The following is a 24362-nucleotide window of genomic DNA, read 5'->3' on the forward strand; positions in this document are numbered from 1 at the left end:
CGAATTCCAAAAGTAAAGAAGCTGGCGGCCATCGGGCTCTGCGCTCTGCGCTGCCGGCCCTGGTTTTTGGGTTGTTGCTTGCACCACTGGCCATGGCGGCCGGTGATGGCACCGCGGCGGTAGGCGGCGGTCTTGGCGGCGCACTCGGTAACGTGGTGGGTGGCCAGGTCGGCGGCAGTACCGGGGCCGCGATCGGTGCCGGTGTCGGTGGCGCTGCGGGCGGTGCGCTCGGTGCCAAAAAGGGCAGCCGCAACGAGGCAGCAATCGGCGGTGGCCTGGGCGGCGCGGGCGGCTCGGTGGTCGGTAACAGCCTTGGCGGCTCTACCGGATCAACCATCGGCGCCGGCCTCGGCGGCGCGGCGGGTAGTGCGGTCGGCAGTAATCTTGGCGGTAGTGATCACGACTCCCACTCCGGTGGTCACAAGCACAAGAACAAGCATCACAACAAACGTCACTGATCAGGCTTCACTCCATGGACAAACCCGGCCCGGCGCCGGGTTTTTCATTTTTGCCGGCGGGCCATCCGACCAGTTGTCCACCCGATCGAACGCCGGCATGGCTTGAGCCTCGAAATATCAGGGCCTGCCTTTCAGGCTCCTTGTGAGGTGCTCAATGAATGCTGATCCGAAAGAACCCGACATCGACGAAACCCCTGAATATCCGCTGCCTTCACCGACTGACCCGTTGAGTCGCGATCAGCGTCCACCTGACGAAAGCACGGATATCGAGCGAGTGCCCGACGAAGACGTCAAGCGCACCGACGTCGAGGCAAAGAGCGGCGGATAATCCGCAGGGAATTGCCTGCCCACCAACGCGTCGGTTTAAACAATCACGTGTTTAAACCGTTGCCCGATGTCTGCCACGCTCGCTATGCTGCTGAATCCTTTAATCAGTCACCGAGCCGGCCGCACCCGCGCCGCCTGGGATGTCGTTGAAAACGGATCAGATGCGATGAATGCAGCGCTGGATGAGTTCGGCCCGATCAAGGCCGTGATTTTCGATATGGACGGCTTGCTGCTGGACACCGAGGGCATTTACACCGAAGTCACGTCGATCATTGCCGGGCGCTATGGGCGTACATTCGACTGGAGCCTCAAGCAGCACATCATCGGTCGGGGCGCCGGTGATTTGGCGCGATATGTGGTCGAAGCCCTGGAGCTGCCGATCAGCGCCGAAGAATTCCTGCAGATCCGTGAACCTCTGATGCGCGAGCGCTTTCCCAACGCTCAAGCGATGCCGGGCGCGCAGCAATTGGTGCGACATCTCAAGGCCAACAACGTTCCGATCGCGGTGGGCACCAGCTCGACCAGTCATTCGTTTGGCCAGAAAACCACTTTGCACCGTGACTGGTTCGCCCTGTTCGACACCATCGTTACTGCTGACGATCCGGAAGTCGGCGCAGCCAAACCGGCGCCGGATATCTTCCTCACTGCCGCGCGCCGTCTGGGTGTCGCACCGAAGGATTGCCTGGTGTTCGAGGATTCGCCCTTTGGTGTCACGGCGGCGAAGGCGGCGGGGATGACGGCAATCGCGATACCTGACGCGGCGATGGCGGACGAAAAATACGCACATGCCGATGGGATTCTTCGTACGTTGAAGGCGTTCAGGCCAAGTGCGTTTGGTTTGCCAACCCTCGATTGGGCCTGATGCAGATCCAACTGTAGGAGCGAGCCTGCTCGCGATAGCGGTGTGTCAGGCAGCAATGATCTGTCTGGATGACCGCTATCGCGAGCAAGCTCGCTCCTACAGGGGGCTGTGTTTAGCCAGCTTGATCAGGCGCCAAAACCACCATCGATGGTCAGGCTCGCCCCGGTGATGTAACCCGCTTCGGGGCCGGCCAGGTAGGCCACGAAACTGGCAATCTCCTCGACTTTGCCGTAACGCCCCACGGCCATCAGCGGAATCAGGCTGTCGGCGAAGTCTCCGCTGGCCGGGTTCATGTCGGTATCCACCGGGCCCGGTTGCACATTGTTCACGGTGATGCCTTTGGGGCCGAGGTCACGGGCCAGACCCTTGGTCAGGCCGACAATCGCCGACTTGCTCATGGCGTACGGGCCGCCTCCGGCGAAGGGCATGCGATCGGCGTTGGTGCTGCCGATGTTGATGATGCGACCACCTTCGCCCATGTGTTTGGCCGCCGCCTGGGTGGCCACGAAAACGCTGCGAATGTTGATTGCCAGGGTCTGGTCGAAGTCCTCGAGCTTGAACTCTTCCAGTGGCGCAACCGCCAGCACGCCGGCGTTATTGACCAGAATGTCCAGCCGACCAAATGCCTCAACTGTCGCGCTTACGGCGCGGCGGATCGCCTCGGCGTCGGCACTGTCTGCCTTGATTGCCAGGGCCTTGCCGCCGTTGGTCGTAATGCTGTTTTGCAGTTCTTCGGCCTTGGCGGTGGAACTGACGTAGGTAAAGGCGACTGTCGCGCCTTCAGCGGCGAGACGCTTGACGATGGCGGCGCCGATGCCGCGGGAACCACCTTGAATCAAGGCCACTTTGCCGCTGAGGTTCTGAGTAGTCATGACGATCTCCAAAGTCCCGAGGCGAGATGTCCGGGTTGATGGAGCCTAGTCTCAAATTCCGATTGCAGTAGTGATGCGAATCGAGTCTGGCGGGATACCGAGGTGCGTCCTTCGCGAGCAGGCTCGCTCCCACAGGGGAATGCATTCCAAAATGTGGGAGCGAGCCTGCTCGCGAATGGGGCGACTCGGTCTACCGGCTGAACCGCTCCGCCCAGCCAACGATGCGTTTCGGCCGAGGCGTGGCATAGGTCCGGACTTTCGAAGTCGACAACCCCAGCCGCACCAGCGATTCGGCAATGGTCACCGCCGCCGTGACCCCATCCACCACGGGTACGCCGGTGCGCTGGCGAATCTGCTCATCCAGCCCGGCCATGCCGCCGCAGCCCAGGCAAATCACTTCCGCCTTGTCCTGGGTCACCGCCAGTTCAGCCTGATGCACGATGGCCTCCAGCGCGCGTTGCGGCTCGTGCTCCAGTTCCAGCACCGCCAGGCCGCTGGCCCGTACCGAGGCGCAGCGATCCCAGAGTCCGGAGAGTTTCAGGCGATCCTCGATCAGCGGCACGGTGCGGTCGAGGGTGGTGACCACCGAATAGGCGTGGCCGAGGTACATTGCAGTGCTGGCCGCCGCGTCGGTGATGTCGACCACCGGCACATTGAGCAATTCCTGCAGACCTTCGCGGCCGTGTTCGCCGTAGCCGGCCTGGATCACCGCATCGAAGGGCTGATCGTAGGACATCACCCGGTCCATGACCGCGATGGCGGCCAGGTAGCTTTCGAAATTGCCTTCGACGGAATCGGCGCCGAAGTGCGGCGTCAGGCCGACGATCTCGGTGCCCGGTGAAGCCACGGCCTGCGCCGAGCGGGCGATGGCTTGGGTGATGGATTCGGTGGTGTTGACGTTGACCACGAGAATGCGCATGGGAAGTCCTTATAACGGGGTGCTTTTAACTGGGTGGGGCTGCGGCCCGACGCTGCCGGGCCGCGATGGAGTCAGTGGCTGACGTTGTCGACGGCGATGGACTCACCGCTGACGTCGGCGTAGTGGGGTTGGCGTTTGGCGATGATCAGGTAGAGCATCCCGGCGATGCCGGCGCCGATCAGCCAGGAGAACGGCGAGACCAGGTGGAACCCCGGCACCAGTGCCAGGACGATGGCGATCAGGGCCGCGGGAATGAACGCCGCCACGGCGCGCAAATTCACTCCACGGCTGTAGTAATAAGCGCCGTTGGGATCTTCGCTGTACAACTGCGGCACGTTCACCTGACCTTTTCGTACCAGCCAGTAGTCGACCATGATCACGCCATACAGCGGGCCGAGCAGGGCGCCGAGGCCCGAGAGGAAGTACACGATCACCAGCGGGCTGTTGTAGAGGTTCCACGGCAGGATCAGCACGGCGATGGTGGCGCTGATCAGGCCGGCGCGGCGGAACGTCAGGTACTTGGGCGCCAGGTTGCTCAGTACGAAGGCCGGGGCAACGAAGTTGGCCATGATATTGACGGCCACCGTGACGATCAGGAATGCCAGGCAACCGAGCACCAGGAAGAAGGTGTTGGGGATGGAGGCGATGATCTCGGTCGGGCTTTCAATGATCCGGCCATCAATCTGAAATTGTGCGCCGCACAGCAGCACGGTGATCGCGGCGAACACCAGAATGTTGACCGGCAGGCCCCAGAAATTACCGATCTTGATCGTCTTGCGGCACGGCGAGGAGCGGGCGAAGTCGCAGAAGTTGAGGATCAGCGTGCCGTAGATCGCCAGCCACAAGGCGCCACCGGCGAAGATATTGCGCCACATCTCGCCGCCGGTCAGCGGTTCGCGGATCGACCAGGCGATGGTGGCGTTGGCCTGGAAGTACATCCAGGCGGCGAGGGCGGCGACGGTCAGTAGAATCACCGGCCCGGCAAACGCCTCGTAGCGCCGCACCATTTCCATGCCGTAGGCGAGAATCGCCAGTTGCACGAACCAGATCGCCACGAAGCACACCCAGCCCAGGGTCGACAGCCCGAGGATCGAGTTGTGGTCGTATTCGGCGAATCCGGGATGGACCGCCGTCAACAGCACGCGAAACACCACCGAGGCCAGGTATGTCTGAATCCCGAACCAGGCAATGGCGATCACGGCGCGGATCAGCGCAGGAATCTGCGCACCGTGGATGCCGAAACTGATCCGGCTGATCACCGGAAACGGCACGCCGGTTTTCTGCCCCATGTAGCCGGACAGGTTCATGAAGCAGTACACCAGCGCCGCGCCGATGCCCAGCGACAGCAGGATCTGCCAGCCACCCAGGCCCAGGGCATAGAGACCGATGGCGAACGAATAGTTGGCGATGTTGTGAACGTCGTTGGTCCACAGGGCGAAGATGCTGTATTTGCCCCAGCGCCGGCCTTCGACCTTGGTCGGCGCCAGGTCTTTATTGTGCAGGCGGGGGCTGAGCACCACGGGGCATTGCTGTGATTGATCCCGGTGAGTGGTATGGGAGGAGGGCAGATCCAGCGCGATGTTGTTATTGGAGAGACTTGTACGCATTCCGGCAGGCTCCTGATGTTCGGTGCCGCGATGACTGTGCATGAGCGCGGGCTCGGCAATCTTCGTCGCGGGTGGCGAATATCATTGGTTACGGGGCATCTGCAGCCTGTACGGGATAGGGCGCTTCAGGCTTGCGGATCTAAGTGTTTTTATGTTTTGAGATGATTGTATACAAAACATGTATGCACTTAAGCCAGATCCATGCCAGCCGTGGAATCTAAGGAAAGAGCGGGTGATTGCGTTTTGTTATCAGTGGAGGGGGAGGTGCTGAAAAACGAGGGATGCAGGCTGGCCGAGCGGGCGAATATTTATTTTTGCGCAGGGGTTTCAGAAGGGCGTGGTGGAGCGGGGGCAAACGCGGGAATGTAACTTTTTGGGTCGCAGAAACTAAAAGTGCACACATAAATGGCACCGATGGTGACATTCGTGTGTACACATTTATGGGTGGCTCAAACCTGTGGGAGCGAGCCTGCTCGCGATGAACCCGAGAACGCCGCGGGGTATCAGGTACCCAGCGTTATCGTTGACGACCATCGCGAGCAGGCTCGCTCCTACAGGGGGATATCAGTGTCAGGCCTTGCTGATGATATTCCCCGCATGCAACCCGCATTCCTTCTGCGTCGCTTCTTCCCACCACCAGCGACCTTCCCGTTCGTGCTGGTTTGGCAGTACCGGGCGGGTGCAGGGTTCGCAGCCGATGCTGATGAAGCCGCGTTCGTGCAGGCTGTTGTATGGCAGCTCGAGCATGCGGATGTAACCCCAGATCTCTTCACTGGTCATTTGCGCCAGCGGGTTGAACTTGTACAGGGTACGTTCCGGGGTGGAAAACGCGCTGTCGATTTCCATCACCGCCACGGCGCTGCGAGTGCCCGGGCTCTGGTCGCGGCGCTGGCCGGTGGCCCAGGCCTTCACGCCGGCGAGCTTGCGACGCAGCGGCTCGATCTTGCGGATGCCACAGCACTCGCCATGGCCGTCCTTGTAGAAGCTGAACAGGCCTTTTTCCTTCACGAAAGGTTCAAGCTTGGTGTAGTCCGGCGACACCAGTTCGATGTCGATCTTGTAGTGCTCGCGCACCTGATCGATGAAGCGATAGGTCTCGGGGTGCAGACGGCCGGTGTCGAGGCTGAACACCTTGACGTTCTTGTTCAGCTTCCAGGCCATGTCCACCAGCACCACATCCTCGGCGCCGCTGAAAGATATCCACAGGTCATCGCCGAACTCGGCAAACGCGAGTTTCAGGATGTCCTGGGCGGATTTGTTGGCATAGGTCGTGGCGAGTTCCACGACGTCGAACGTTGGGCTCATCAGGGCGGCTTCCTACAGGTCGGTGGCGCTGGGCGCTCTATATGGGGCTGATGGTAACAAAAAGCTGCAGCCGCCGGGGCGTCCTCTGCGTTGCGCGGTAGGACTTGAATCGCTAGAGTTCGGCCTCGCTCGACTCAATAAACAATACAAATGGGAGTGTCTTGTGGAAATTGCCTGTCTGGATCTTGAAGGTGTGCTGGTCCCGGAAATCTGGATCGCGTTTGCCGAAAAAACCGGGATCGAATCCCTCAGGGCCACCACCCGGGACATTCCCGACTACGACGTATTGATGAAGCAGCGCCTGCGGATTCTCGACGAACACGGGCTGAAACTCACCGATATCCAGGAAGTGATCGCCACGCTCAAGCCGCTGGACGGCGCCATCGAGTTCGTCAACTGGCTGCGCGAACGCTTCCAGGTGGTGATTCTGTCGGACACTTTCTATGAGTTCTCACAGCCGCTGATGCGTCAGTTGGGCTTCCCGACGCTGCTCTGCCATCGCCTGATTACCGACGACACCGGGCGAGTGACCGGCTACCAGCTGCGTCAGAAAGATCCCAAGCGTCAGTCGGTTTTGGCGTTCAAGAGCCTGTACTACCGGGTGATTGCCGCCGGGGACTCCTACAACGACACCACCATGCTGGGCGAGGCGGATGCCGGGATTCTGTTCCATGCGCCGGACAACGTGATCCGCGAATTCCCGCAATTCCCGGCGGTGCATACGTTTGAAGCGTTGAAGCAGGAGTTCATCAAGGCTTCGAACCGCCCCCTGAGCCTGTAAGCCCAACCCCTGTAGGAGCGAGCCTGCTCGCGATGGTCGTCAACGATGACGCGGGATGCCTGACACCCCGCGTCGTTGCCGGATTGATCGCGAGCAGGCTCGCTCCTACAGGTTTTGCAGTGTGTCCAGAAGCACCTTTACCTTGGTAATCGACTCCTGATACTCCGCCTGCCACTCGGAGTCCGCGACAATTCCGCCACCGCCCCAGCAACACACCTGCCCATCCTTGACCAGCAAACTGCGAATGGCGATGGAGCTGTCCATCTCGCCGCGCACGTCCAGGTACAACAACGAGCCGCAATACAACCCGCGTCGGGTCGGCTCCAGCTCGTCGATGATCTGCATTGCGCGAATCTTCGGGGCGCCGGTAATCGAGCCGCCGGGGAAGCTGCCGGCGATCAGGTCCAGAGCATCCCGGTCGTCCGCCAGTTCACCGGTCACGCTGCTCACCAGGTGATGCACGTTGGGGTAGCTTTCCAGGCTGAACAGTTCCGGAACCCGGACCGAACCTGTACGGCAGGTGCGACCGAGGTCATTGCGCAACAGGTCGACGATCATCAGGTTTTCCGCGCGATCCTTGGGGCTGGCCAGCAGTTCGGCGGCGTTCGCCGCATCTTCGCTGGCCGTCAGGCCACGCGGGCGGGTGCCTTTGATCGGGCGGGTTTCCACGTGGCGCTCGCTGACTTTGACGAAGCGCTCCGGAGACAGACTCAGCACTGCGCCACCATCTGGCAGGCTCTGGAAGCCGGAGAACGGTGTCGGGCAGGCCTGGCGCAACGCGCAATAGGCGGTCCAGGGATCACCGTCACAGGGCGCGCGGAAGCGTTGGGCGAAATTGACCTGATAGCAGTCGCCGGCCTGGATGTATTGCTGAATGCGCTCGATGGCCTGCCGGTATTGTTCGGCGTTCAGGTCGGCCTTCATCGGCGTTTGCAGCTTGAAGGGTTCGAACGCGTCAACCGGTGGCAGGCTGAATAGCTGGATCAGGCGCTGACGCTCGCTGTCGACCAGTGTCGGGTGAAACACCAACTGGCTGGTGGCCTGCTGGTGATCGCTGATCAGCGCCCAGTCGTACAGGCCGAAGCGCGCATCCTGCAATTGCAGATCATCCAGGGCGTGGCTGGGCAGATGCTCCAGATGACGGCCGAAGTCGTAGCTCAGGTAGCCGATCAGGCCGCCGGCAAATGGCAGTTCGCAATCTGCTGGCAGGGAGGCTTCACCCAGTCGTGTCAGGTTATCGCGCAGGCGCTGCAGGAAATCGCCACCACTTTCGTCAGGCGCCACTGTCAGTTCGGCCAGCGGCCAGGCGCTGAGCAGGTCGAAGCGTCCGCGTTCGGCAGCGGGGCGGCCACTGTCGAGCAGCACGGCGCCGGGGGCGTGGCGGATGGCCGAAAAGTAGTCGGCGGGATTGGCGCGATAGGGCAGCGGGTGTACGGAACAGGTCAACATGGGCGGGTTGGATCAGCCATCGAGGCGGGGTGGCGATTGTAGTCCCCTGCGGGATTTGGTCCTAGAGGGGATTGATGACCTGTAGGAGCGAGCATGCTCGCGATGAGCGCCAGAACACCGCGTAGTGTCAGGTTTCCATCGTCATCGTTGACGACCATCGCGAGCGTGCTCGCTCCTACAGGGGGAGGAATCAGCCTTCAACCGGCGGGATATGCCCAAACATCTCCTGCACAAACGCCACGCGCTCCTCGACGGTTTCCGTCACGCCACGGGCCTTCATCTCTTCGATCCGTGCTTCCACCGCGTGGGTGCGCAAGGTCAGGCCACAGTCGTTGGCAATCTGGATGTTCAGGCCCGGCCGGGCATTGAGCTCAAGAATCAGTGGGCCTTTTTCCTGGTCGAGCACCATGTCGACACCGATGTACCCCAACCCGCACAGCTCATAGCAGCCGGCGGCGAGTTTCATGAAACCGTCCCAATAGGGCAGTTGCACGCCGTCCACCGCGTTGGTGGTGTCCGGGTGCTTGGCGATGATGTTGTTCAGCCAGGTGCCACGCAGGGTCAGGCCGGTGGCGAGGTCGACGCCGACGCCGATGGCACCCTGGTGCAGGTTGGCCTTGCCGCCGGACTGGCGGGTCGGCAGGCGCAGCATGGCCATCACCGGGTAGCCCATCAGCACGATGATGCGGATGTCGGGCACGCCTTCGTAGCTGATGCTCTTGAAGATCTGGTCCGGGGTCACGCGGTATTCGATCAGGGCCCGGTCGCGGTGCCCGCCCAGCGAATAGAGGCCGGTGAGAATGCTGGAGATGTGATGCTCGAGCTCTTCGTGGGCGAGGATCTTGCCCGACACCGTGCGGTAGCGCCCCTCGAAGCGGTCGGCAATCACAATGATGCCGTCGCCGCCCGCGCCCTGGGCCGGCTTGATCACGAAGTCGTTGCGCCCGCCGATGATCTCGTCGAGGTTATCGATTTCCTTCTCCGTGGAGATGATCCCGTAAAGCTCCGGCACGTGGATGCCGGCGGCGATGGCGCGCTCCTTGGTGATGATCTTGTCATCGACAATCGGGTACAGGCTGCGCTTGTTGTACTTGAGCACATAGTCCGCGTTTCGCCGATTGATGCCCATGATGCCCCGGGCTTCCAGGGCCTTCCAGGTCTTCCAGAAGCCAAACATCAAGCGTCAGCCTTTTTCAGGAAGGCCTTGAAACGCACCAGTTCGGTCAGGCGGTAGCCGCGATAGCGACCCATGGCCAGCATGAAGCCCACCATGATCAGCAGGATCGCCGGGAAGGTGAAGACGAAGTACACCAGCTCCGGGATGGTCATGATCAGGTGCGCCAGGGACGCGGCGAACAGGGTGCCGACAGCCACTTTCATGGCGTGGCTGGCGCCGCGTTCTTCCCAGGTGATCGACAGGCGTTCGATGGTCATGGTCAGAATCACCATCGGGAACAGCGCCACCGACAACCCGCGTTCCAGGCCCAGTTTGTGGCTGAACAGGCTGATGGCCGCGATCAACACCACCACGAACGTCAGTACCACCGACAGCCTCGGCAGCATTTGCAGCTTCAGGTGTTCAAGGTAGGAGCGCAGTGACAGCCCCAGGGCCGTAATGATAGTGAACAGCACAATGCCGAAGCCCAGCTGGGTTTCGCGGAAGGCCAGGGCGATCAGCACCGGAGTAAAGGTGCCGAGGGTCTGCAGGCCGATCAGGTTGCGCAGGATCAGGATCACCAGCACGCCGATCGGGATCATCACCATGATCATGAAGGTCTGCTGGGTCTGCAGCGGCAAGCCGTACAGCGAGTATTCGAGGAAGTTGGCGTCGGTGTTTTCGTCGGTCAGCTTGGCCAGGCGAATGGCGTTCATTTCGCTGTTGTTCATGCTGAAGGTAACGGTGGCTTTCTTGCCGCCATCGACGGTGATCAGGTTTTCATCGCCGGTCCACCACAGCAGGCGGTCGGTCGGCAGGCCCTGTTCGCCGGTCTCCGGGTTGAAGTACAGCCAGTCGGTGCCGTTGAAGCTGCGCAGCCACAGTTCCGGGGTTTGCGGTTGATCGGCGACCAGGCGAATGGTGTGGACCTTTTCCACCGGCACGTGGGCAATGGACAGGACCAGTTCGACGATCCGGGCTTTTTGCGAGGTGGATGGATCACCCGCCAGCAGCAGCTTCACGTTGTCGTCGTTGACATTGTTGACACGTTTGATCGCCTCGCCGACGAAGGTCTCGACGTCGGCCGAGTGCTGGCGAATCGGCGCGAGCAGGGCTTCGGCGGCAATTTTCTCCGGACCTTCGACGGCGATGCTGTCGCGGAAAGTCGGGCCCTTGATCTTGGTTTTTTCGGCGCTGTAGCGCTTGGTCAGCACCAGGCGGTAATAAAGCGTCTGGTTGCCCTTGGCCCGGCGTGCCGACCAGGTGACCTTGCGGTTGCCGTCGACCCGGTTGACCGCCACCCCGTAGTTATTGGAGATGAAGCTCTCGTTGAGGCTGACATAGTCGCGGCTCAGCGGCGGCACGAACATCTGGATCTTGACCGGATCCTTTGCACTGGCGACGAACTCGACCTTGGCGTCGATGTTCCACAAGTCGTCGGTGGCGTCTTCGGTCACGGGGATGCCCAGCACGAAGATCTGATAGGCCGTAACTGAAATGCCCAGCACCACCAGGATGGCGATCAGCAGTTTCAGATGGAGGGTAAGAGAGCGCATTGGAATTACTCTGCGGTATGAGCGTCGGTGGCGCAGGCGGGTTTGCCGGCAGCGTATTTAAGACTGGGGTCGACCAGCGCGTCGAAGCGCTTGAGCGCCTCGGAGCCAATCAAAAGCGGGTATTGGAACGCGCTACGGTCGGTCAGGTTCACTTCTATGCTGCGCAGGGCCGAGCCCATGCAGATATCCAGCTCGATCACCGGGCGGGCCGTGTACTTCTTGCCTTCTTCCGGGTCGTAGTCGCCGGCGCGGCGCTTGATCTTGCTGACGCGGGCCAGCGGTCGTTCGATCGGGTGCGAATGGGCGGCGTCGATCGCCAGATAAAAGCGGACCCAGGATTCGCCATTGCGTTTGAAGCGCTTGATGTCGCGGGCACTGAGCGATGCGGTCTTGGCCCCGGTATCGAGCTTGGCCGCCACTTCCAGGTCGATGCCGCCCAGCGATGCGTACTCATTAAGGCCATACACAGTCTTTTCCCCCGCGACTGCGAACCCGGGCAGGCATAGCACATAAAGGAAGGCGGGGAAGGGCTTGAGTCTCATAAATCCTGGTGCGCAGCGGTCTGTATTTCGATTCAAGACCCTGGCATTGCTGCGCAAGCTCCTCGTATGCCTATCAGCTATTTGTGACAGACAGTGCAGATGTGACAAACAAATGCGGGCGGCATTCTAGCACGGTGGTTTTACGGCGCCAGCGCTGACCGGCAGCTGAAATTCGATGTGCTGCTTCGTTATGGTGCAGGCGGTTATTAGACGATTGTCGACAATTTCCATTTATCCTTTGACTGCGTAGCCTGAATTCGTTAGTTTTTGCCGCATCAGCTTTCAAGGTGTCGACAATATGCTGGACCAACTCGATCCGCCGGTTCCGGTTTCAGACGATTCTGAAACCCTTTCCGAGAACGTCTTCCGACGCATCCAGGCGGCCATCGTCAAGGGCGATATCGCGCCGGGCAGCAAAATCTCCGAGCCGGAGCTGGCCCGTACCTACGGCATCAGCCGCGGGCCGCTGCGCGAGGCGATCCACCGTCTGGAAGGCCAGCGCCTGCTGGTGCGCGTGCCGCATGTCGGCGCCCGGGTGGTCTCGCTCAACCATGCCGAGCTGCTGGAACTCTACGAAATCCGCGAATCCCTCGAAGGCATGGCTTGCCGACTGGCGGCCGAACGCATGAGCGTAGAAGAGATCGACGAACTGCGCCGCGTCCTCGAAACCCACGAACGTGATGAGGCGTTCCAGGCCGGTCGGGGCTATTACCAGCAGGAAGGCGATTTCGACTTCCACTACCGGATCATCCAGGGCAGCGGTAACCGCACCTTGACGCAAATGCTCTGCGGCGAGCTGTATCAACTGGTGCGCATGTACCGCATCCAGTTCTCCACCACGCCCAATCGCCCGCACCAGGCCTTTGCCGAACACCACCGAATTCTCGATGCCATCGCCGACCGTGACGGTGAACTGGCCGAGTTGTTGATGCGCCGTCACATCGGCGCTTCCAAACGCAACATCGCCCGTCATTACCAGGACGGCGCCAACCCGACAGCCAAACGAGGTGAGTCATGAGTTTGAACAAGAGCACTCCAGGCCAGCGTTTCCGCGATGCGGTCGCCAGCGAGCATCCATTGCAAGTGGTCGGCGCGATCAACGCCAACCACGCCCTGCTGGCCAAGCGTGCCGGTTTCAAGGCGATTTACCTGTCCGGTGGCGGGGTGGCTGCTGGCTCCCTGGGCGTGCCTGACCTGGGCATCACCGGCCTGGATGACGTGCTGACCGACGTGCGCCGCATCACCGACGTCTGCGACCTGCCGCTGCTGGTGGACGTGGACACCGGTTTCGGTTCTTCGGCGTTCAACGTCGCCCGTACCGTCAAGTCGATGATCAAGTTCGGTGCGGCGGCGATTCACATCGAAGACCAGGTCGGCGCCAAGCGTTGCGGTCACCGCCCTAATAAGGAAATCGTTTCGCAGCAGGAAATGGTCGACCGCATCAAGGCCGCCGTCGATGCCCGTACCGATGACAGCTTCGTGATCATGGCCCGTACCGACGCCCTGGCGGTGGAAGGTCTGGAGTCCGCCCTGGATCGCGCGGCCGCCTGCATCGAGGCTGGCGCCGACATGGTGTTCCCGGAAGCCATCACCGAGCTGGAAATGTACAAATTGTTCGCCAACCGCGTGAAAGCGCCGATCCTGGCCAACATCACCGAATTCGGCGCCACGCCGCTGTACACCACCGAGCAACTGGCTGGAGCGGATGTGTCGCTGGTGCTGTACCCGCTGTCGGCCTTCCGTGCCATGAACAAGGCCGCGGAAAACGTCTACACCGCGATCCGTCGCGACGGCACGCAACAGAACGTCATCGACACCATGCAGACTCGCATGGAGCTTTACGATCGCATCGACTACCACACCTTCGAGCAGAAGCTCGATGCGTTGTTTGCCGCGAAGAAGTAATGAACACCCTGCACCTGTAAACCCGGGACTGCACAGATCCCTGTAGGAGCGAGCATGCTCGCGATGGACGTCAACGATGACGCGGGGAGCCTGATGCCCCGCGGTGAAGCGTCCACCATCGCGAGCAGGCTCGCTCCTACAAGGGGCAGATAGAACATCTCTGACAAATTCAAGAAGACTGGAGACAGCAATGGCCGAAGCAAAAGTACTCAGTGGCGCCGGGCTCCGTGGCCAGGTTGCCGGGCAAACCGCACTGTCCACCGTGGGCCAGGCGGGCGCGGGCCTGACCTACCGCGGCTACGACGTTCGCGAACTGGCGGCTGACGCGCAATTCGAAGAAGTCGCTTACCTGCTGCTGTACGGCGAACTGCCGAGCAAGGCGCAACTGGCGGCCTACGTCGCCAAGCTGAGCAAGCTGCGCGACCTGCCACAAGCCCTGAAAGAAGTGCTGGAACGCATCCCTGCCGACGCCCACCCGATGGACGTGATGCGCACCGGTTGCTCGTTCCTGGGCAACCTGGAACCGGAGCACAACTTCTCCGAGCAACACGACAAGACCGACCGCCTGCTGGCCGCCTTCCCGGCGATCATGACCTACTGGTATCGCTTCAGCCATGAAGGCAAGCGCATCGAATGCGTGAGCGACGAGCAGTCCATCGGCGGCCACTTCCTGCACCTGCTGCACGGCAAGAAGCCAAGCGAGCTGCACGTCAAGGTGATGAACGTTTCGCTGATCCTCTACGCGGAGCACGAATTCAACGCCTCGACCTTCACCGCCCGCGTTTGTGCCTCGACCCTGTCCGACCTGTACTCCTGCGTCACCGCGGCCATCGGCTCGCTGCGCGGCCCGCTGCATGGCGGTGCCAACGAAGCGGCGATGGAAATGATCGAGCGCTTCTCGTCGCCGGAAGACGCGATCAAGGGCACCCTGGGCATGCTCGAGCGCAAGGACAAGATCATGGGCTTCGGCCACGCGATCTATAAGGACAGCGATCCACGTAACGAAGTGATCAAGGGCTGGTCGAAAAAGCTCGCCGACGAAGTGGGCGACAAGGTGCTGTTCCCGGTTTCCGAAGCCATCGACAAGACCATGTGGGAGCAAAAGAAACTGTTCCCGAACGCCGACTTCTACCATGCCTCGGCGTACCACTTCATGGGCATCCCGACCAAGTTGTTCACACCGATTTTCGTCTGCTCGCGCCTGACCGGCTGGGCGGCCCACGTGTTCGAACAACGCGCCAACAACCGCATCATCCGTCCAAGCGCCGAATACACCGGCGTTGAACAGCGCAAGTTCGTGCCAATCGAACAACGCTGAATGGTGGAGGTCGGCACCGGGATCTGAACCCGACACAGATCCCTGTAGGAGCGAGCCTGCTCGCGATGACGGACTGACATTCAACATCAATGTCGCCAGTTACATCGCTATCGCGAGCAGGCTCGCTCCTACAGTGGACTGTGTGGAACTCAAGTCTGGCGCCAGGCCCCACCCTTTGTAATTACCGTGACCGAGTCCTGACCGATGAACACAGAATTCCGTAAACCGCTGCCCGGCAGCCATCTGGCTTACTACGACGTGCGTGCGGCAGTCGAGGCCATCCAGCCCGGCGCCTATGACACCCTGCCGTACACCTCCCGCGTGCTGGCGGAAAACCTTGTGCGTCGCTGCGACCCGGCCACGCTCACCGAATCGCTCAAGCAATTCATCGAGCGCAAGCGCGACCTCGATTTCCCATGGTTCCCGGCCCGCGTGGTGTGCCACGACATTCTCGGCCAGACCGCGCTGGTGGACCTCGCCGGCCTGCGTGACGCCATCGCCCAGCAAGGCGGTGACCCGGCGCAAGTCAACCCGGTGGTGCCGACCCAACTGATCGTCGACCACTCCCTGGCCGTCGAGCGCGGCGGCTTCGATCCGGAAGCGTTCGAAAAGAACCGCGCCATCGAAGACCGTCGCAACGAAGACCGTTTCCACTTCATCAACTGGACCAAGAAGGCGTTCAAGAACGTCGACGTGATCCCGCCGGGCAACGGCATCATGCACCAGATCAACCTGGAGAAAATGTCTCCGGTGATCCAGGTGCGTGACGGCGTGGCCTTCCCTGACACCTGCGTCGGCACCGACAGCCACACCCCGCACGTCGATGCACTGGGCGTGATCGCCATCGGTGTCGGTGGCCTGGAAGCCGAGAGCGTGATGCTCGGCCGTGCCTCCTGGATGCGCCTGCCGGAAAGCGTCGGCGTCGAACTGACCGGCAAGCTGCAGCCGGGCATCACCGCCACCGACATGGTGCTGGCACTGACCGAGTTCTTGCGCAAGCAGAAGGTTGTAGGTGCGTGGCTGGAGTTCTTCGGCGAAGGCGCGTCGGCGCTGACCCTCGGCGACCGTGCAACCATTTCCAACATGGCGCCTGAGTACGGTGCTACTGCCGCGATGTTCTACATCGACCAGCAGACCATCGACTACCTCAAACTCACCGGCCGTGAAGACGAGCAGGTGCAGTTGGTCGAGAACTATGCCAAGCAGATCGGCCTGTGGGCGGACAGCCTGAAAGGTGCGCAATACGAGCGCGGCTTGACCTTCGACCTGTCTTCGGTGGTGCGCAACATGGCCGGCCCGAGCAACCCGCACGCCCGGGTCGCGGTGTCGGATCTGGCGGCCAAAGGCATTTCTGGTCAGTGGGAAGACGTTCCAGGGCAAATGCCGGACGGCGCGGTGATCATCGCTGCCATCACCAGCTGCACCAACACCAGCAACCCGCGCAACGTGATCGCCGCTGGCCTGCTGGCGCGCAACGCCAACAAGCTCGGCCTGACCCGCAAGCCATGGGTCAAATCGTCCCTGGCGCCGGGCTCGAAAACCGTGGCGCTGTACCTCGACGAAGCCGGCCTGACCGATGAGCTGGAACAGCTCGGTTTCGGCGTCGTCGCCTTCGCCTGCACCACCTGCAACGGCATGTCCGGTGCACTGGACCCGGTGATCCAGCAAGAGATCATCGACCGCGACCTGTACGCCACTGCCGTGCTGTCCGGTAACCGCAACTTCGACGGCCGGATTCACCCGTACGCCAAGCAGGCGTTCCTCGCTTCGCCACCGCTGGTGGTCGCTTATGCCATTGCCGGCACCATCCGTTTCGACATCGAAAAAGACGTGCTGGGCGTGGTCGACGGCAAGGAAATCCGTCTGAAAGACATCTGGCCGAGCGATGAAGAAGTCGACGCAGTGGTCAAGGCGTCGGTGAAGCCGGAGCAGTTCCGTCAGGTGTACATCCCGATGTTCGCCATCCACGAAGACACCGGTCCGAAAGTGAAGCCGCTGTACGACTGGCGCGAGATGAGCACTTACATCCGTCGTCCGCCGTACTGGGAAGGCGCATTGGCCGGCGCTCGTCCGCTCAAGGGCATGCGTCCGCTGGCGGTGCTGCCGGACAACATCACCACCGACCACCTGTCGCCGTCCAACGCCATCATGCTGGACAGCGCCGCTGGCGAATACCTGGCGAAAATGGGCCTGCCGGAAGAAGACTTCAACTCTTACGCGACGCACCGTGGCGACCACTTGACCGCGCAGCGCGCGACCTTCGCCAACCCGAAACTGTTCAACGAAATGGTTGTCGAGAACGGCAAGGTCAAGCAGGGCTCCCTGGCCCGCGTCGAGCCGGAAGGCAAAGTGATGCGCATGTGGGAAGCCATCGAGACCTACATGGATCGCAAGCAGTCGCTGATCATCATCGCCGGCGCCGACTACGGTCAGGGCTCGTCCCGCGACTGGGCCGCCAAGGGCGTGCGTCTGGCGGGTGTGGAGGCGATTGCCGCCGAAGGTTTCGAGCGCATCCACCGCACCAACCTGGTGGGCATGGGCGTGTTGCCGCTGGAGTTCAAGCCGGGCACCAACCGTCACACCCTGGCCATCGACGGCACCGAAGTCTATGACGTGATCGGTGATCGCACGCCACGGGCTGACCTGACCCTGGTGATCCATCGCAAGAACGGCGAGCGCGTCGAGGTGCCGGTGACCTGCCGTCTCGACACCGCCGAAGAAGTGTCGATCTACGAGGCTGGCGGCGTGTTGCAACGTTTCGCCCAGGACTTCCTCGAAGAATCGGCGGTAGCCGTTTAAAACAAGCTGTGCAGGCACGGGACCTTGGGTCCCGTGCCTGTTATGAAGGAGCAATCATGGCTCACGCACCACAGATCAAGATTCCCGCCACCTACATGCGCGGCGGCACCAGCAAAGGCGTGTTCTTCAGCCTGAAGGATTTGCCGGAAGCGGCACAGGTTCCGGGCCCTGCCCGCGATGCACTGTTGCTGCGCGTGATTGGCAGCCCCGACCCATACGACAAGCAAATCGACGGCATGGGCGGCGCGACCTCCAGCACCAGCAAAACCGTGATCCTGTCGAAAAGCATCAAGGCCGATCACGATGTCGACTACCTGTTCGGTCAAGTCTCCATCGACAAACCTTTCGTCGACTGGAGCGGCAACTGCGGCAACCTGTCGGCGGCAGTCGGTTCGTTCGCTGTCAGCAATGGCCTGGTGGACGCCAGCCGCATCCCGCACAACGGCGTTGCCGTGGTTCGCGTGTGGCAGGCCAACATCGGCAAGACCATCATCGCCCACGTGCCGATCACCAACGGTGAAGTGCAGGAAACCGGCGATTTCGAACTCGACGGCGTGACCTTCCCGGCCGCGGAAGTGCAAATCGAGTTTCTGGATCCGGCCGCGGAGGAAGAGGGTGGCGGTGGTTCGATGTTCCCTACCGGCAACCTGATCGATGACCTGGAAGTGCCGGGTGTCGGCACCTTCAAGGCGACCATGATCAACGCCGGCATCCCGACGATTTTCGTCAATGCCGAAGACATCGGCTACAAGGGCACCGAGTTGCAGGGCGCGATCAACGGCGATCCGAAAGCGCTGCTGATGTTCGAAACCATCCGTGCCTACGGCGCATTGCGCATGGGCCTGATTTCCAACATTGACGAAGCGGCCAAGCGGCAGCACACGCCGAAGGTGGCGTTCGTGGCCAAGCCTGCGGATTACGTGGCTTCCAGTGGCAAGGCGATTGCGGCTGGCGATGTCGACCTGCTGGTACGTGCGCTGTCCATGGGCAAGCTGCACCACGCGATGATGGGTACCGCAGCGGTGGCGATCGGTACGGCGGCGGCGATTTCCGGCACCTTGGTGAACCTTGCGGCCGGTGGCGTCGAGCGCAACGCGGTGCGCTTCGGTCATCCGTCCGGCACCTTGCGCGTGGGGGCCGAGGCCAGTCAGGTCAACGGTGAATGGACCGTGAACAAAGCCATCATGAGCCGCAGTGCGCGGGTGTTGATGGAGGGGTTTGTGCGCGTGCCGGGTGATTCGTTCTGACGCATACCTTATGTAGGAGCGAGCCTGCTCGCGATGGACACGAGAGCACCACGGGGTGTCAGGCGCCCAGCGTAATCGTTGACGACCATCGCGAGCAAAGCTCGCTCCTACAAGAGTGAATCGACCATGAGTGCCAACGTTGACCTCAACAACCGCCCGGACTACGACCAGGTCCTGCAGGACATTGCCGATTACGTCCTGAATTTCCGGATCGAATCGCCGGAAGCCCTCGACACCGCCCGCAACTGCCTGATGGACACCCTGGGCTGTGGCCTGCTGGCGCTGCGCTTTCCCGAATGCACCAAGCATCTGGGGCCGGTTGTCGAGGGCACGGTGGTGCCGTTTGGCGCGCGGGTGCCGGGTACGTCTTTTCGGCTGGATCCGGTCAAGGCGGCGTGGGACATCGGTTGCATCGTGCGCTGGCTCGATTACAACGACACCTGGCTGGCCGCCGAGTGGGGTCATCCGTCGGACAATCTCGGTGGCATCCTTGCGGTGGCTGACCATTTATCACAAAAACGCCTGGCCAATGGTGAGGCGCCGCTGAGCGTTCGTACCGTGCTCGAAGCAATGATCATGGCCCACGAGATTCAAGGCGTGATTGCCCTGGAAAACTCGTTCAACCGGGTTGGCCTCGATCACGTGATTCTGGTGAAAGTGGCCTCGACGGCGGTCACCGCCAAGCTGATGGGGGCCAATCGCGAGCAGCTGCTTTCGGCGTTGTCCCATGCCTTCGCCGATGGCCAGGCACTGCGCACTTACCGTCATGCGCCGAATGCCGGATCGCGTAAATCCTGGGCGGCGGGGGATGCCTCCAGCCGAGGTGTGCGTCTGGCGGATATGGCGATGCGCGGTGAAATGGGTATCCCCGGCGTTTTGAGTGCCAAACAGTGGGGCTTTTATGACGTATTGTTCAGCCACACCAACAACGATCTGGCGCTCAAGCCTGAAGACAAGCGTGCTTTCAGTTTCTCCCGGCCGTACGGCAGTTATGTGATGGAAAACGTGCTGTTCAAGATCAGTTTTCCCGCCGAGTTCCATGCGCAAACCGCCTGCGAGGCTGCCGTGACTCTGCACCCGCAAGTGCGTAATCGGTTGCACGAAATCGACAGGATCGTCATCACCACCCACGAATCGGCGATCCGCATCATTTCCAAGGTCGGCCCGCTGGCCAATGCGGCAGACCGCGACCATTGCATCCAGTACATGACCGCCGTGCCGCTGGCGTTCGGCAATCTGGTGGCCGAGTACTACGAGGATGATTTCCACCGGTCGCACACGATCATTGACGTGTTGCGCGACAAGATGGTCATCGTCGAAGACCCGCGTTTCACCCGCGAATACCTGGAAGCTGACAAGCGCTCCATCGCCAATGGGCTGCAGGTGTTTTTCAAGGATGGGTCCAGCACCGATAACGTGGTGGTGGAGTATCCGATTGGTCATCGTCGGCGGCGTGCCGAAGGGATTCCGTTACTGGAGGACAAGTTCAGGGCGAATCTGGCAACGCGGTTTGCCGGGCAGAGAGTCGAGGAGATTTTTGAGCTGTGCAAGGACCAGGCGCGGCTGGAGGCTACGCCGGTGAATCGGTTTGTGGATTTGTTTGTGATCTAGGGGACCGCGATATCGTTCATCGCGGGCAAGCCTTGCTCCCACAGATTTGATGTCGATCAAAAATTACGCGATACGACTCGCAACTGTAGGAGCAAGGCTTGCCCGCGATGAGGTCGGAACAGGCAATAGAGAACTACTTGAACCGCCGCTCGACACCTTTCTCCACCAGAATCTTCGCGGAGATTTCTTCAACGGAGAAATGCGTGGAGTTGATGTTGGGAATGTTCTCGCGACGGAACAGGTTTTCTACTTCGCGCACTTCGAACTCGCACTGGGCGTAGCTCGAATAGCGGCTGTTGGGCTTGCGCTCGTTGCGGATCGCGGTGAGGCGGTCGGGGTCGATGGTCAGGCCGAACAGCTTGTGCTGGTGGGCGCGCAGGGCGCTTGGCAGGGTCAGGCGCTCCATATCGTCTTCGGTCAGCGGGTAGTTGGCCGCGCGGATGCCGAATTGCATGGCCATGTACAGACAGGTAGGTGTCTTGCCGCAGCGCGACACGCCCACCAGGATCAGGTCGGCCTTGTCGTAGTAGTGCGTGCGGGCGCCGTCGTCGTTGTCGAGGGCGAAGTTCACCGCCTCGATCCGCTCCATGTAATTGGAATTGGAGCCGATCGAGTGGGATTTGCCGACGGAATAGGAGGAATGCTCGGTCAATTCCTGTTCCAGAGGCGCCAGGAAGGTCGAGAAAATGTCGATCATGAAACCATTGGAAGTCGCGAGGATCTCACGAATGTCCTGATTGACGATGGTGTCGAAGATAATCGGACGAAAGCCGTCGACTTCGGCGGCTTTGTTGATTTGTTGTACCATGGCCCGCGCTTTTTCCACGCTGTCGATGTACGGCCGCGTGAATTTAGCAAAGGTAATGTTTTCGAACTGCGCCAGAAGGCTTTGACCCAGGGTTTCGGCAGTGATGCCGGTGCCATCGGAGATAAAGAAAGCAGATCGTTTCATTTGCACCTTGGGCCTTAAGCTAGTGACGAATCTTGGATATGATAGGCGCGATTTGCCGGCCGCCAACGGCCCGCATTCTCACTTATTTTCCAGGTCCAGGCCATACAGCTGGCAAACGCTCCCCCGAGCAGCCGGCGTCTGAGCTTTTCCAACACAGTTAGTGGAGAGATCACCTTGGTAGAGTACGTAGTTTCCCTCGATAAGCTCGGCAAACATGATGTTGAGCATGTGGGGGGCAAGAACGCATCCCTGGGCGAGATGATCAGCAACCTTGCAGGTGCCGGTGTATCGGTGCCCGGCGGCTTCGCCACAACCGCTCAGGCTTATCGTGACTTCCTGGAATTGAGCGGCCTGAACCAGCAGATTCACGACGCCCTGGATGCACTGGACGTCGATGATGTGAATGCCCTGGCCAAGACCGGTGCCCAGATCCGTCAATGGATCATGGAAGCCGAGTTCCCTGAAAAACTGAACGCCGAAATCCGCGCCGCCTTCGCCACCCTGTCCGCCGGTAATCCCGACGTGGCCGTGGCCGTACGCTCTTCTGCTACCGCAGAAGACCTGCCGGACGCCTCCTTCGCCGGTCAGCAGGAAACCTTCCTGAACATCCGTGGTGTCGAAAACGTCATTCGCGCCGCCAAAGAGGTGTTCGCCTCCCTTTTCAACGATCGCGCGATTTCCTACCGCGTGCATCAGGGCTTCGACCACAAGTTGGTTGCCCTGTCGGCCGGCGTACAACGCATGGTCCGTTCCGAAACCGGCACCGCCGGCGTGATGTTCACCCTCGACACCGAGTCGGGCTTCCGTGACGTGGTGTTCATCACCGGCGCCTATGGCCTGGGTGAAACCGTCGTGCAAGGCGCGGTGAACCCGGATGAATTCTATGTTCACAAAGGCACCCTGACCGCTGGTCGTCCGGCGATCCTGCGCCGCAACCTGGGCAGCAAGGCCATCAAGATGATCTACGGCGACGAGGCCAAGGCCGGTCGTTCGGTCAAGACCGTCGATGTGGACAAGGCCGATCGCGCGCGTTTCTGCCTGACCGACGCCGAAGTCAGCGAGCTGGCCAAGCAGGCGATGATCATCGAGAAGCACTATCAGTGCCCGATGGACATCGAATGGGCCAAGGACGGTGACGACGGCAAGCTGTACATCGTGCAGGCCCGTCCGGAAACCGTGAAGAGCCGTACCCAGGCCAACGTCATGGAACGTTACCTGCTGAAGGAAACCGGCACCGTGCTGGTGGAAGGTCGCGCCATTGGCCAGCGCATCGGCGCCGGCAAGGTCCGCATCATCAAGGACGTGTCCGAGATGGACAAGGTCCAGGTCGGCGACGTACTGGTCTCCGACATGACCGACCCGGACTGGGAACCGGTCATGAAGCGCGCCAGCGCCATCGTCACCAACCGTGGTGGCCGTACCTGCCACGCGGCGATCATCGCCCGTGAGCTGGGCATTCCGGCCGTGGTCGGTTGCGGCAACGCTACCGAGCTGCTGAAGGACGGCCAGGGCGTGACCGTTTCCTGCGCCGAAGGCGACACCGGTTACATCTTCGAAGGCGAACTGGGCTTCGACATCAAGAAGAACTCCGTCGACGCCATGCCGGACCTGCCGTTCAAGATCATGATGAACGTCGGCAACCCGGACCGCGCCTTTGACTTCGCACAGCTGCCGAACGCCGGTGTGGGCCTGGCCCGCCTGGAGTTCATCATCAACCGCATGATCGGCGTGCACCCCAAGGCACTGCTGAACTACGACGGTCTGCCGCTGGACATCAAGGAAAGCGTCGACAAGCGTATTGCCGGCTACAACGATCCGGTCGGCTTCTACGTCGAAAAACTGGTCGAAGGCATCAGCACCCTGGCGGCCGCGTTCTATCCGAAGAAGGTCATCGTGCGTCTGTCGGACTTCAAGTCCAACGAATACGCGAACCTGATCGGCGGCAAGCTCTACGAGCCGGAAGAAGAAAACCCGATGCTGGGCTTCCGCGGCGCTTCGCGTTACATCAGCGAATCTTTCCGTGACTGCTTCGAGCTCGAATGCCGCGCCCTCAAGCGCGTGCGTAACGAGATGGGCCTGACCAACGTTGAAATCATGGTGCCGTTCGTCCGTACCCTGGGCGAAGCGAGCCAGGTGGTGGACCTGCTGGCCAAGAACGGCCTGGCCCGTGGTGAAAACGGCCTGCGCGTCATCATGATGTGCGAGCTGCCGTCCAACGCGATCCTGGCGGATGAATTCCTCGAGTACTTCGACGGTTTCTCCATCGGCTCCAACGACCTGACCCAGCTGACCCTGGGCCTGGACCGTGACTCCGGCATCATCGCGCACCTGTTCGACGAGCGTAATCCGGCGGTCAAGAAGCTGTTGGCCAACGCCATTGCCGCGTGCAACAAGGCCGGCAAGTACATCGGCATCTGCGGTCAGGGCCCTTCGGACCACCCGGACCTGGCCAAGTGGCTGATGGAGCAAGGCATTGAAAGCGTCTCGCTGAACCCTGACTCCGTGTTGGAGACCTGGTTCTTCCTGGCTGAGGGTCAGGCTTCGGCTTGATCAAGTGTGAACGGCTCGCTCTCTGTAGGAGCACAGCTTGCTGGCGATGGCGATTTTGAAGACGCCATCGCGGGCAAGCCTTGCTCCTACAGGGGGGCTGTTTTTAGAGATTGAAGTAGGGCGGGCTCCATCTGGATGCCGCCCTT

20 protein-coding genes are annotated in these 24362 nt (G+C 61.1%); 11 read left to right on the plus strand and 9 right to left on the minus strand.

Annotated features, from left to right (window positions below):
• Positions 1-38 precede the first annotated feature (38 nt).
• The 3 genes from DKY63_RS28080 to DKY63_RS28085 all read left to right on the plus strand — a co-directional run bounded on the left by DKY63_RS28080 (position 39) and on the right by DKY63_RS28085 (position 1647).
• A complete protein-coding gene (locus DKY63_RS28080; protein WP_110967998.1) occupies positions 39-458 on the plus strand; it encodes a hypothetical protein in 420 nt (139 codons plus the stop codon).
• A gap of 154 nt (positions 459-612) precedes the next feature.
• Positions 613-786: a hypothetical protein gene (locus DKY63_RS32445; RefSeq protein ID WP_204354266.1), complete on the plus strand. Its 174-nt coding sequence runs from the start codon at positions 613-615 to the stop codon at positions 784-786.
• 165 nt (positions 787-951) lie between these two features.
• Positions 952-1647, plus strand: coding sequence for an HAD-IA family hydrolase (locus tag DKY63_RS28085; RefSeq protein WP_110967104.1), 696 nt, complete (start codon positions 952-954; stop codon positions 1645-1647).
• 125 nt (positions 1648-1772) lie between these two features.
• On the opposite strand, the gene DKY63_RS28095 is transcribed toward DKY63_RS28085, so the two are convergent.
• The 4 genes from DKY63_RS28095 to DKY63_RS28110 form a co-directional block, all read right to left on the minus strand.
• On the minus strand, positions 1773-2519 hold the full coding sequence (locus DKY63_RS28095; protein WP_110967105.1) for a 3-oxoacyl-ACP reductase family protein: 747 nt from the start codon (positions 2517-2519) through the stop codon (positions 1773-1775).
• A 190-nt stretch (positions 2520-2709) separates the two neighbouring features.
• Positions 2710-3438, minus strand: a complete 729-nt coding sequence (locus DKY63_RS28100; protein ID WP_110967106.1) for an aspartate/glutamate racemase family protein — start codon at positions 3436-3438, stop codon at positions 2710-2712.
• 71 nt (positions 3439-3509) lie between these two features.
• On the minus strand, positions 3510-5045 hold the full coding sequence (locus tag DKY63_RS28105; RefSeq protein WP_110967107.1) for an NCS1 family nucleobase:cation symporter-1: 1536 nt from the start codon (positions 5043-5045) through the stop codon (positions 3510-3512).
• 570 nt (positions 5046-5615) lie between these two features.
• Positions 5616-6350 (minus strand): phosphoadenylyl-sulfate reductase, encoded by a 735-nt coding sequence (locus DKY63_RS28110; RefSeq protein WP_110967108.1) that lies wholly within the window; start codon positions 6348-6350, stop codon positions 5616-5618.
• Positions 6351-6513: 163 nt separating this feature from the next.
• On the opposite strand from DKY63_RS28110, the gene thrH reads away from it, so the two are divergent.
• Positions 6514-7131 carry a bifunctional phosphoserine phosphatase/homoserine phosphotransferase ThrH gene (thrH, locus tag DKY63_RS28115; protein ID WP_110967109.1) on the plus strand — a complete coding sequence of 206 codons (618 nt, stop codon included), beginning with the start codon at positions 6514-6516 and terminating at the stop codon, positions 7129-7131.
• Between the two features lie 105 nt (positions 7132-7236).
• On the opposite strand, the gene pabB is transcribed toward thrH, so the two are convergent.
• The 4 genes from pabB to DKY63_RS28135 all read right to left on the minus strand — a co-directional run bounded on the left by pabB (position 7237) and on the right by DKY63_RS28135 (position 11834).
• On the minus strand, positions 7237-8580 hold the full coding sequence (pabB, locus tag DKY63_RS28120; protein ID WP_110967110.1) for an aminodeoxychorismate synthase component I: 1344 nt from the start codon (positions 8578-8580) through the stop codon (positions 7237-7239).
• 190 nt (positions 8581-8770) lie between these two features.
• Positions 8771-9757, minus strand: coding sequence for an alpha-L-glutamate ligase-like protein (locus tag DKY63_RS28125; RefSeq protein ID WP_110967111.1), 987 nt, complete (start codon positions 9755-9757; stop codon positions 8771-8773).
• Positions 9757-11292: an inactive transglutaminase family protein gene (locus DKY63_RS28130; protein WP_110967112.1), complete on the minus strand. Its 1536-nt coding sequence runs from the start codon at positions 11290-11292 to the stop codon at positions 9757-9759. The genes DKY63_RS28125 and DKY63_RS28130 overlap by 1 nt, the downstream gene beginning before the upstream one ends.
• Positions 11293-11297: 5 nt before the next feature.
• Entirely contained in the window at positions 11298-11834 is a 537-nt protein-coding gene (locus DKY63_RS28135) for an ATP-dependent zinc protease family protein (RefSeq protein ID WP_110967113.1), read from the minus strand.
• Between the two features lie 298 nt (positions 11835-12132).
• Between DKY63_RS28135 and DKY63_RS28140 the strand changes: the two genes are divergently transcribed.
• The 6 genes from DKY63_RS28140 to prpD all read left to right on the plus strand — a co-directional run bounded on the left by DKY63_RS28140 (position 12133) and on the right by prpD (position 20714).
• A complete protein-coding gene (locus tag DKY63_RS28140) occupies positions 12133-12852 on the plus strand; it encodes a GntR family transcriptional regulator (protein WP_110967114.1) in 720 nt (239 codons plus the stop codon).
• Positions 12849-13739 carry a methylisocitrate lyase gene (gene prpB, locus DKY63_RS28145; RefSeq protein WP_110967115.1) on the plus strand — a complete coding sequence of 297 codons (891 nt, stop codon included), beginning with the start codon at positions 12849-12851 and terminating at the stop codon, positions 13737-13739. The genes DKY63_RS28140 and prpB overlap by 4 nt, the downstream gene beginning before the upstream one ends.
• Before the next feature lie 190 nt (positions 13740-13929).
• Positions 13930-15057, plus strand: a complete 1128-nt coding sequence (gene prpC, locus DKY63_RS28150) for a bifunctional 2-methylcitrate synthase/citrate synthase (protein ID WP_110967116.1) — start codon at positions 13930-13932, stop codon at positions 15055-15057.
• A 204-nt stretch (positions 15058-15261) separates the two neighbouring features.
• Positions 15262-17856: a Fe/S-dependent 2-methylisocitrate dehydratase AcnD gene (acnD, locus tag DKY63_RS28155; protein WP_110967117.1), complete on the plus strand. Its 2595-nt coding sequence runs from the start codon at positions 15262-15264 to the stop codon at positions 17854-17856.
• Between the two features lie 56 nt (positions 17857-17912).
• Positions 17913-19103 (plus strand): 2-methylaconitate cis-trans isomerase PrpF, encoded by a 1191-nt coding sequence (gene prpF / locus DKY63_RS28160; protein WP_110967118.1) that lies wholly within the window; start codon positions 17913-17915, stop codon positions 19101-19103.
• A gap of 126 nt (positions 19104-19229) precedes the next feature.
• Positions 19230-20714 carry a 2-methylcitrate dehydratase gene (gene prpD, locus DKY63_RS28165; RefSeq protein ID WP_110967119.1) on the plus strand — a complete coding sequence of 495 codons (1485 nt, stop codon included), beginning with the start codon at positions 19230-19232 and terminating at the stop codon, positions 20712-20714.
• A gap of 133 nt (positions 20715-20847) precedes the next feature.
• On the opposite strand, the gene ppsR is transcribed toward prpD, so the two are convergent.
• A complete protein-coding gene (ppsR, locus tag DKY63_RS28170) occupies positions 20848-21666 on the minus strand; it encodes a posphoenolpyruvate synthetase regulatory kinase/phosphorylase PpsR (protein ID WP_110967120.1) in 819 nt (272 codons plus the stop codon).
• Between the two features lie 174 nt (positions 21667-21840).
• Between ppsR and ppsA the strand changes: the two genes are divergently transcribed.
• A complete protein-coding gene (gene ppsA / locus DKY63_RS28175) occupies positions 21841-24216 on the plus strand; it encodes a phosphoenolpyruvate synthase (protein ID WP_110967121.1) in 2376 nt (791 codons plus the stop codon).
• The last annotated feature ends 146 nt before the right edge of the window (positions 24217-24362 follow it).

Origin of the sequence: Pseudomonas putida (assembly GCF_003228315.1) — a bacterium.
Taxonomy (GTDB): domain Bacteria; phylum Pseudomonadota; class Gammaproteobacteria; order Pseudomonadales; family Pseudomonadaceae; genus Aquipseudomonas; species Aquipseudomonas putida_S.

Excerpts from the sequence above, each read along its gene's own strand:
- prpD (WP_110967119.1), top strand. The coding sequence starts at position 19,230 with ATGAGTGCCAACGTTGACCTCAACAACCGCCCGGACTACGACCAGGTC.
- acnD (WP_110967117.1), top strand. The coding sequence starts at position 15,262 with ATGAACACAGAATTCCGTAAACCGCTGCCCGGCAGCCATCTGGCTTAC.
- DKY63_RS28125 (WP_110967111.1), bottom strand. The coding sequence starts at position 9,757 with ATGTTTGGCTTCTGGAAGACCTGGAAGGCCCTGGAAGCCCGGGGCATC.
- DKY63_RS28095 (WP_110967105.1), bottom strand. The coding sequence starts at position 2,519 with ATGACTACTCAGAACCTCAGCGGCAAAGTGGCCTTGATTCAAGGTGGT.
- prpC (WP_110967116.1), top strand. The coding sequence starts at position 13,930 with ATGGCCGAAGCAAAAGTACTCAGTGGCGCCGGGCTCCGTGGCCAGGTT.
- pabB (WP_110967110.1), bottom strand. The coding sequence starts at position 8,580 with ATGTTGACCTGTTCCGTACACCCGCTGCCCTATCGCGCCAATCCCGCC.
- DKY63_RS32445 (WP_204354266.1), top strand. The coding sequence starts at position 613 with ATGAATGCTGATCCGAAAGAACCCGACATCGACGAAACCCCTGAATAT.
- DKY63_RS28085 (WP_110967104.1), top strand. The coding sequence starts at position 952 with ATGAATGCAGCGCTGGATGAGTTCGGCCCGATCAAGGCCGTGATTTTC.
- DKY63_RS28140 (WP_110967114.1), top strand. The coding sequence starts at position 12,133 with ATGCTGGACCAACTCGATCCGCCGGTTCCGGTTTCAGACGATTCTGAA.
- DKY63_RS28100 (WP_110967106.1), bottom strand. The coding sequence starts at position 3,438 with ATGCGCATTCTCGTGGTCAACGTCAACACCACCGAATCCATCACCCAA.
- DKY63_RS28135 (WP_110967113.1), bottom strand. The coding sequence starts at position 11,834 with ATGAGACTCAAGCCCTTCCCCGCCTTCCTTTATGTGCTATGCCTGCCC.
- ppsR (WP_110967120.1), bottom strand. The coding sequence starts at position 21,666 with ATGAAACGATCTGCTTTCTTTATCTCCGATGGCACCGGCATCACTGCC.
- prpF (WP_110967118.1), top strand. The coding sequence starts at position 17,913 with ATGGCTCACGCACCACAGATCAAGATTCCCGCCACCTACATGCGCGGC.
- DKY63_RS28130 (WP_110967112.1), bottom strand. The coding sequence starts at position 11,292 with ATGCGCTCTCTTACCCTCCATCTGAAACTGCTGATCGCCATCCTGGTG.
- DKY63_RS28105 (WP_110967107.1), bottom strand. The coding sequence starts at position 5,045 with ATGCGTACAAGTCTCTCCAATAACAACATCGCGCTGGATCTGCCCTCC.
- prpB (WP_110967115.1), top strand. The coding sequence starts at position 12,849 with ATGAGTTTGAACAAGAGCACTCCAGGCCAGCGTTTCCGCGATGCGGTC.
- DKY63_RS28110 (WP_110967108.1), bottom strand. The coding sequence starts at position 6,350 with ATGAGCCCAACGTTCGACGTCGTGGAACTCGCCACGACCTATGCCAAC.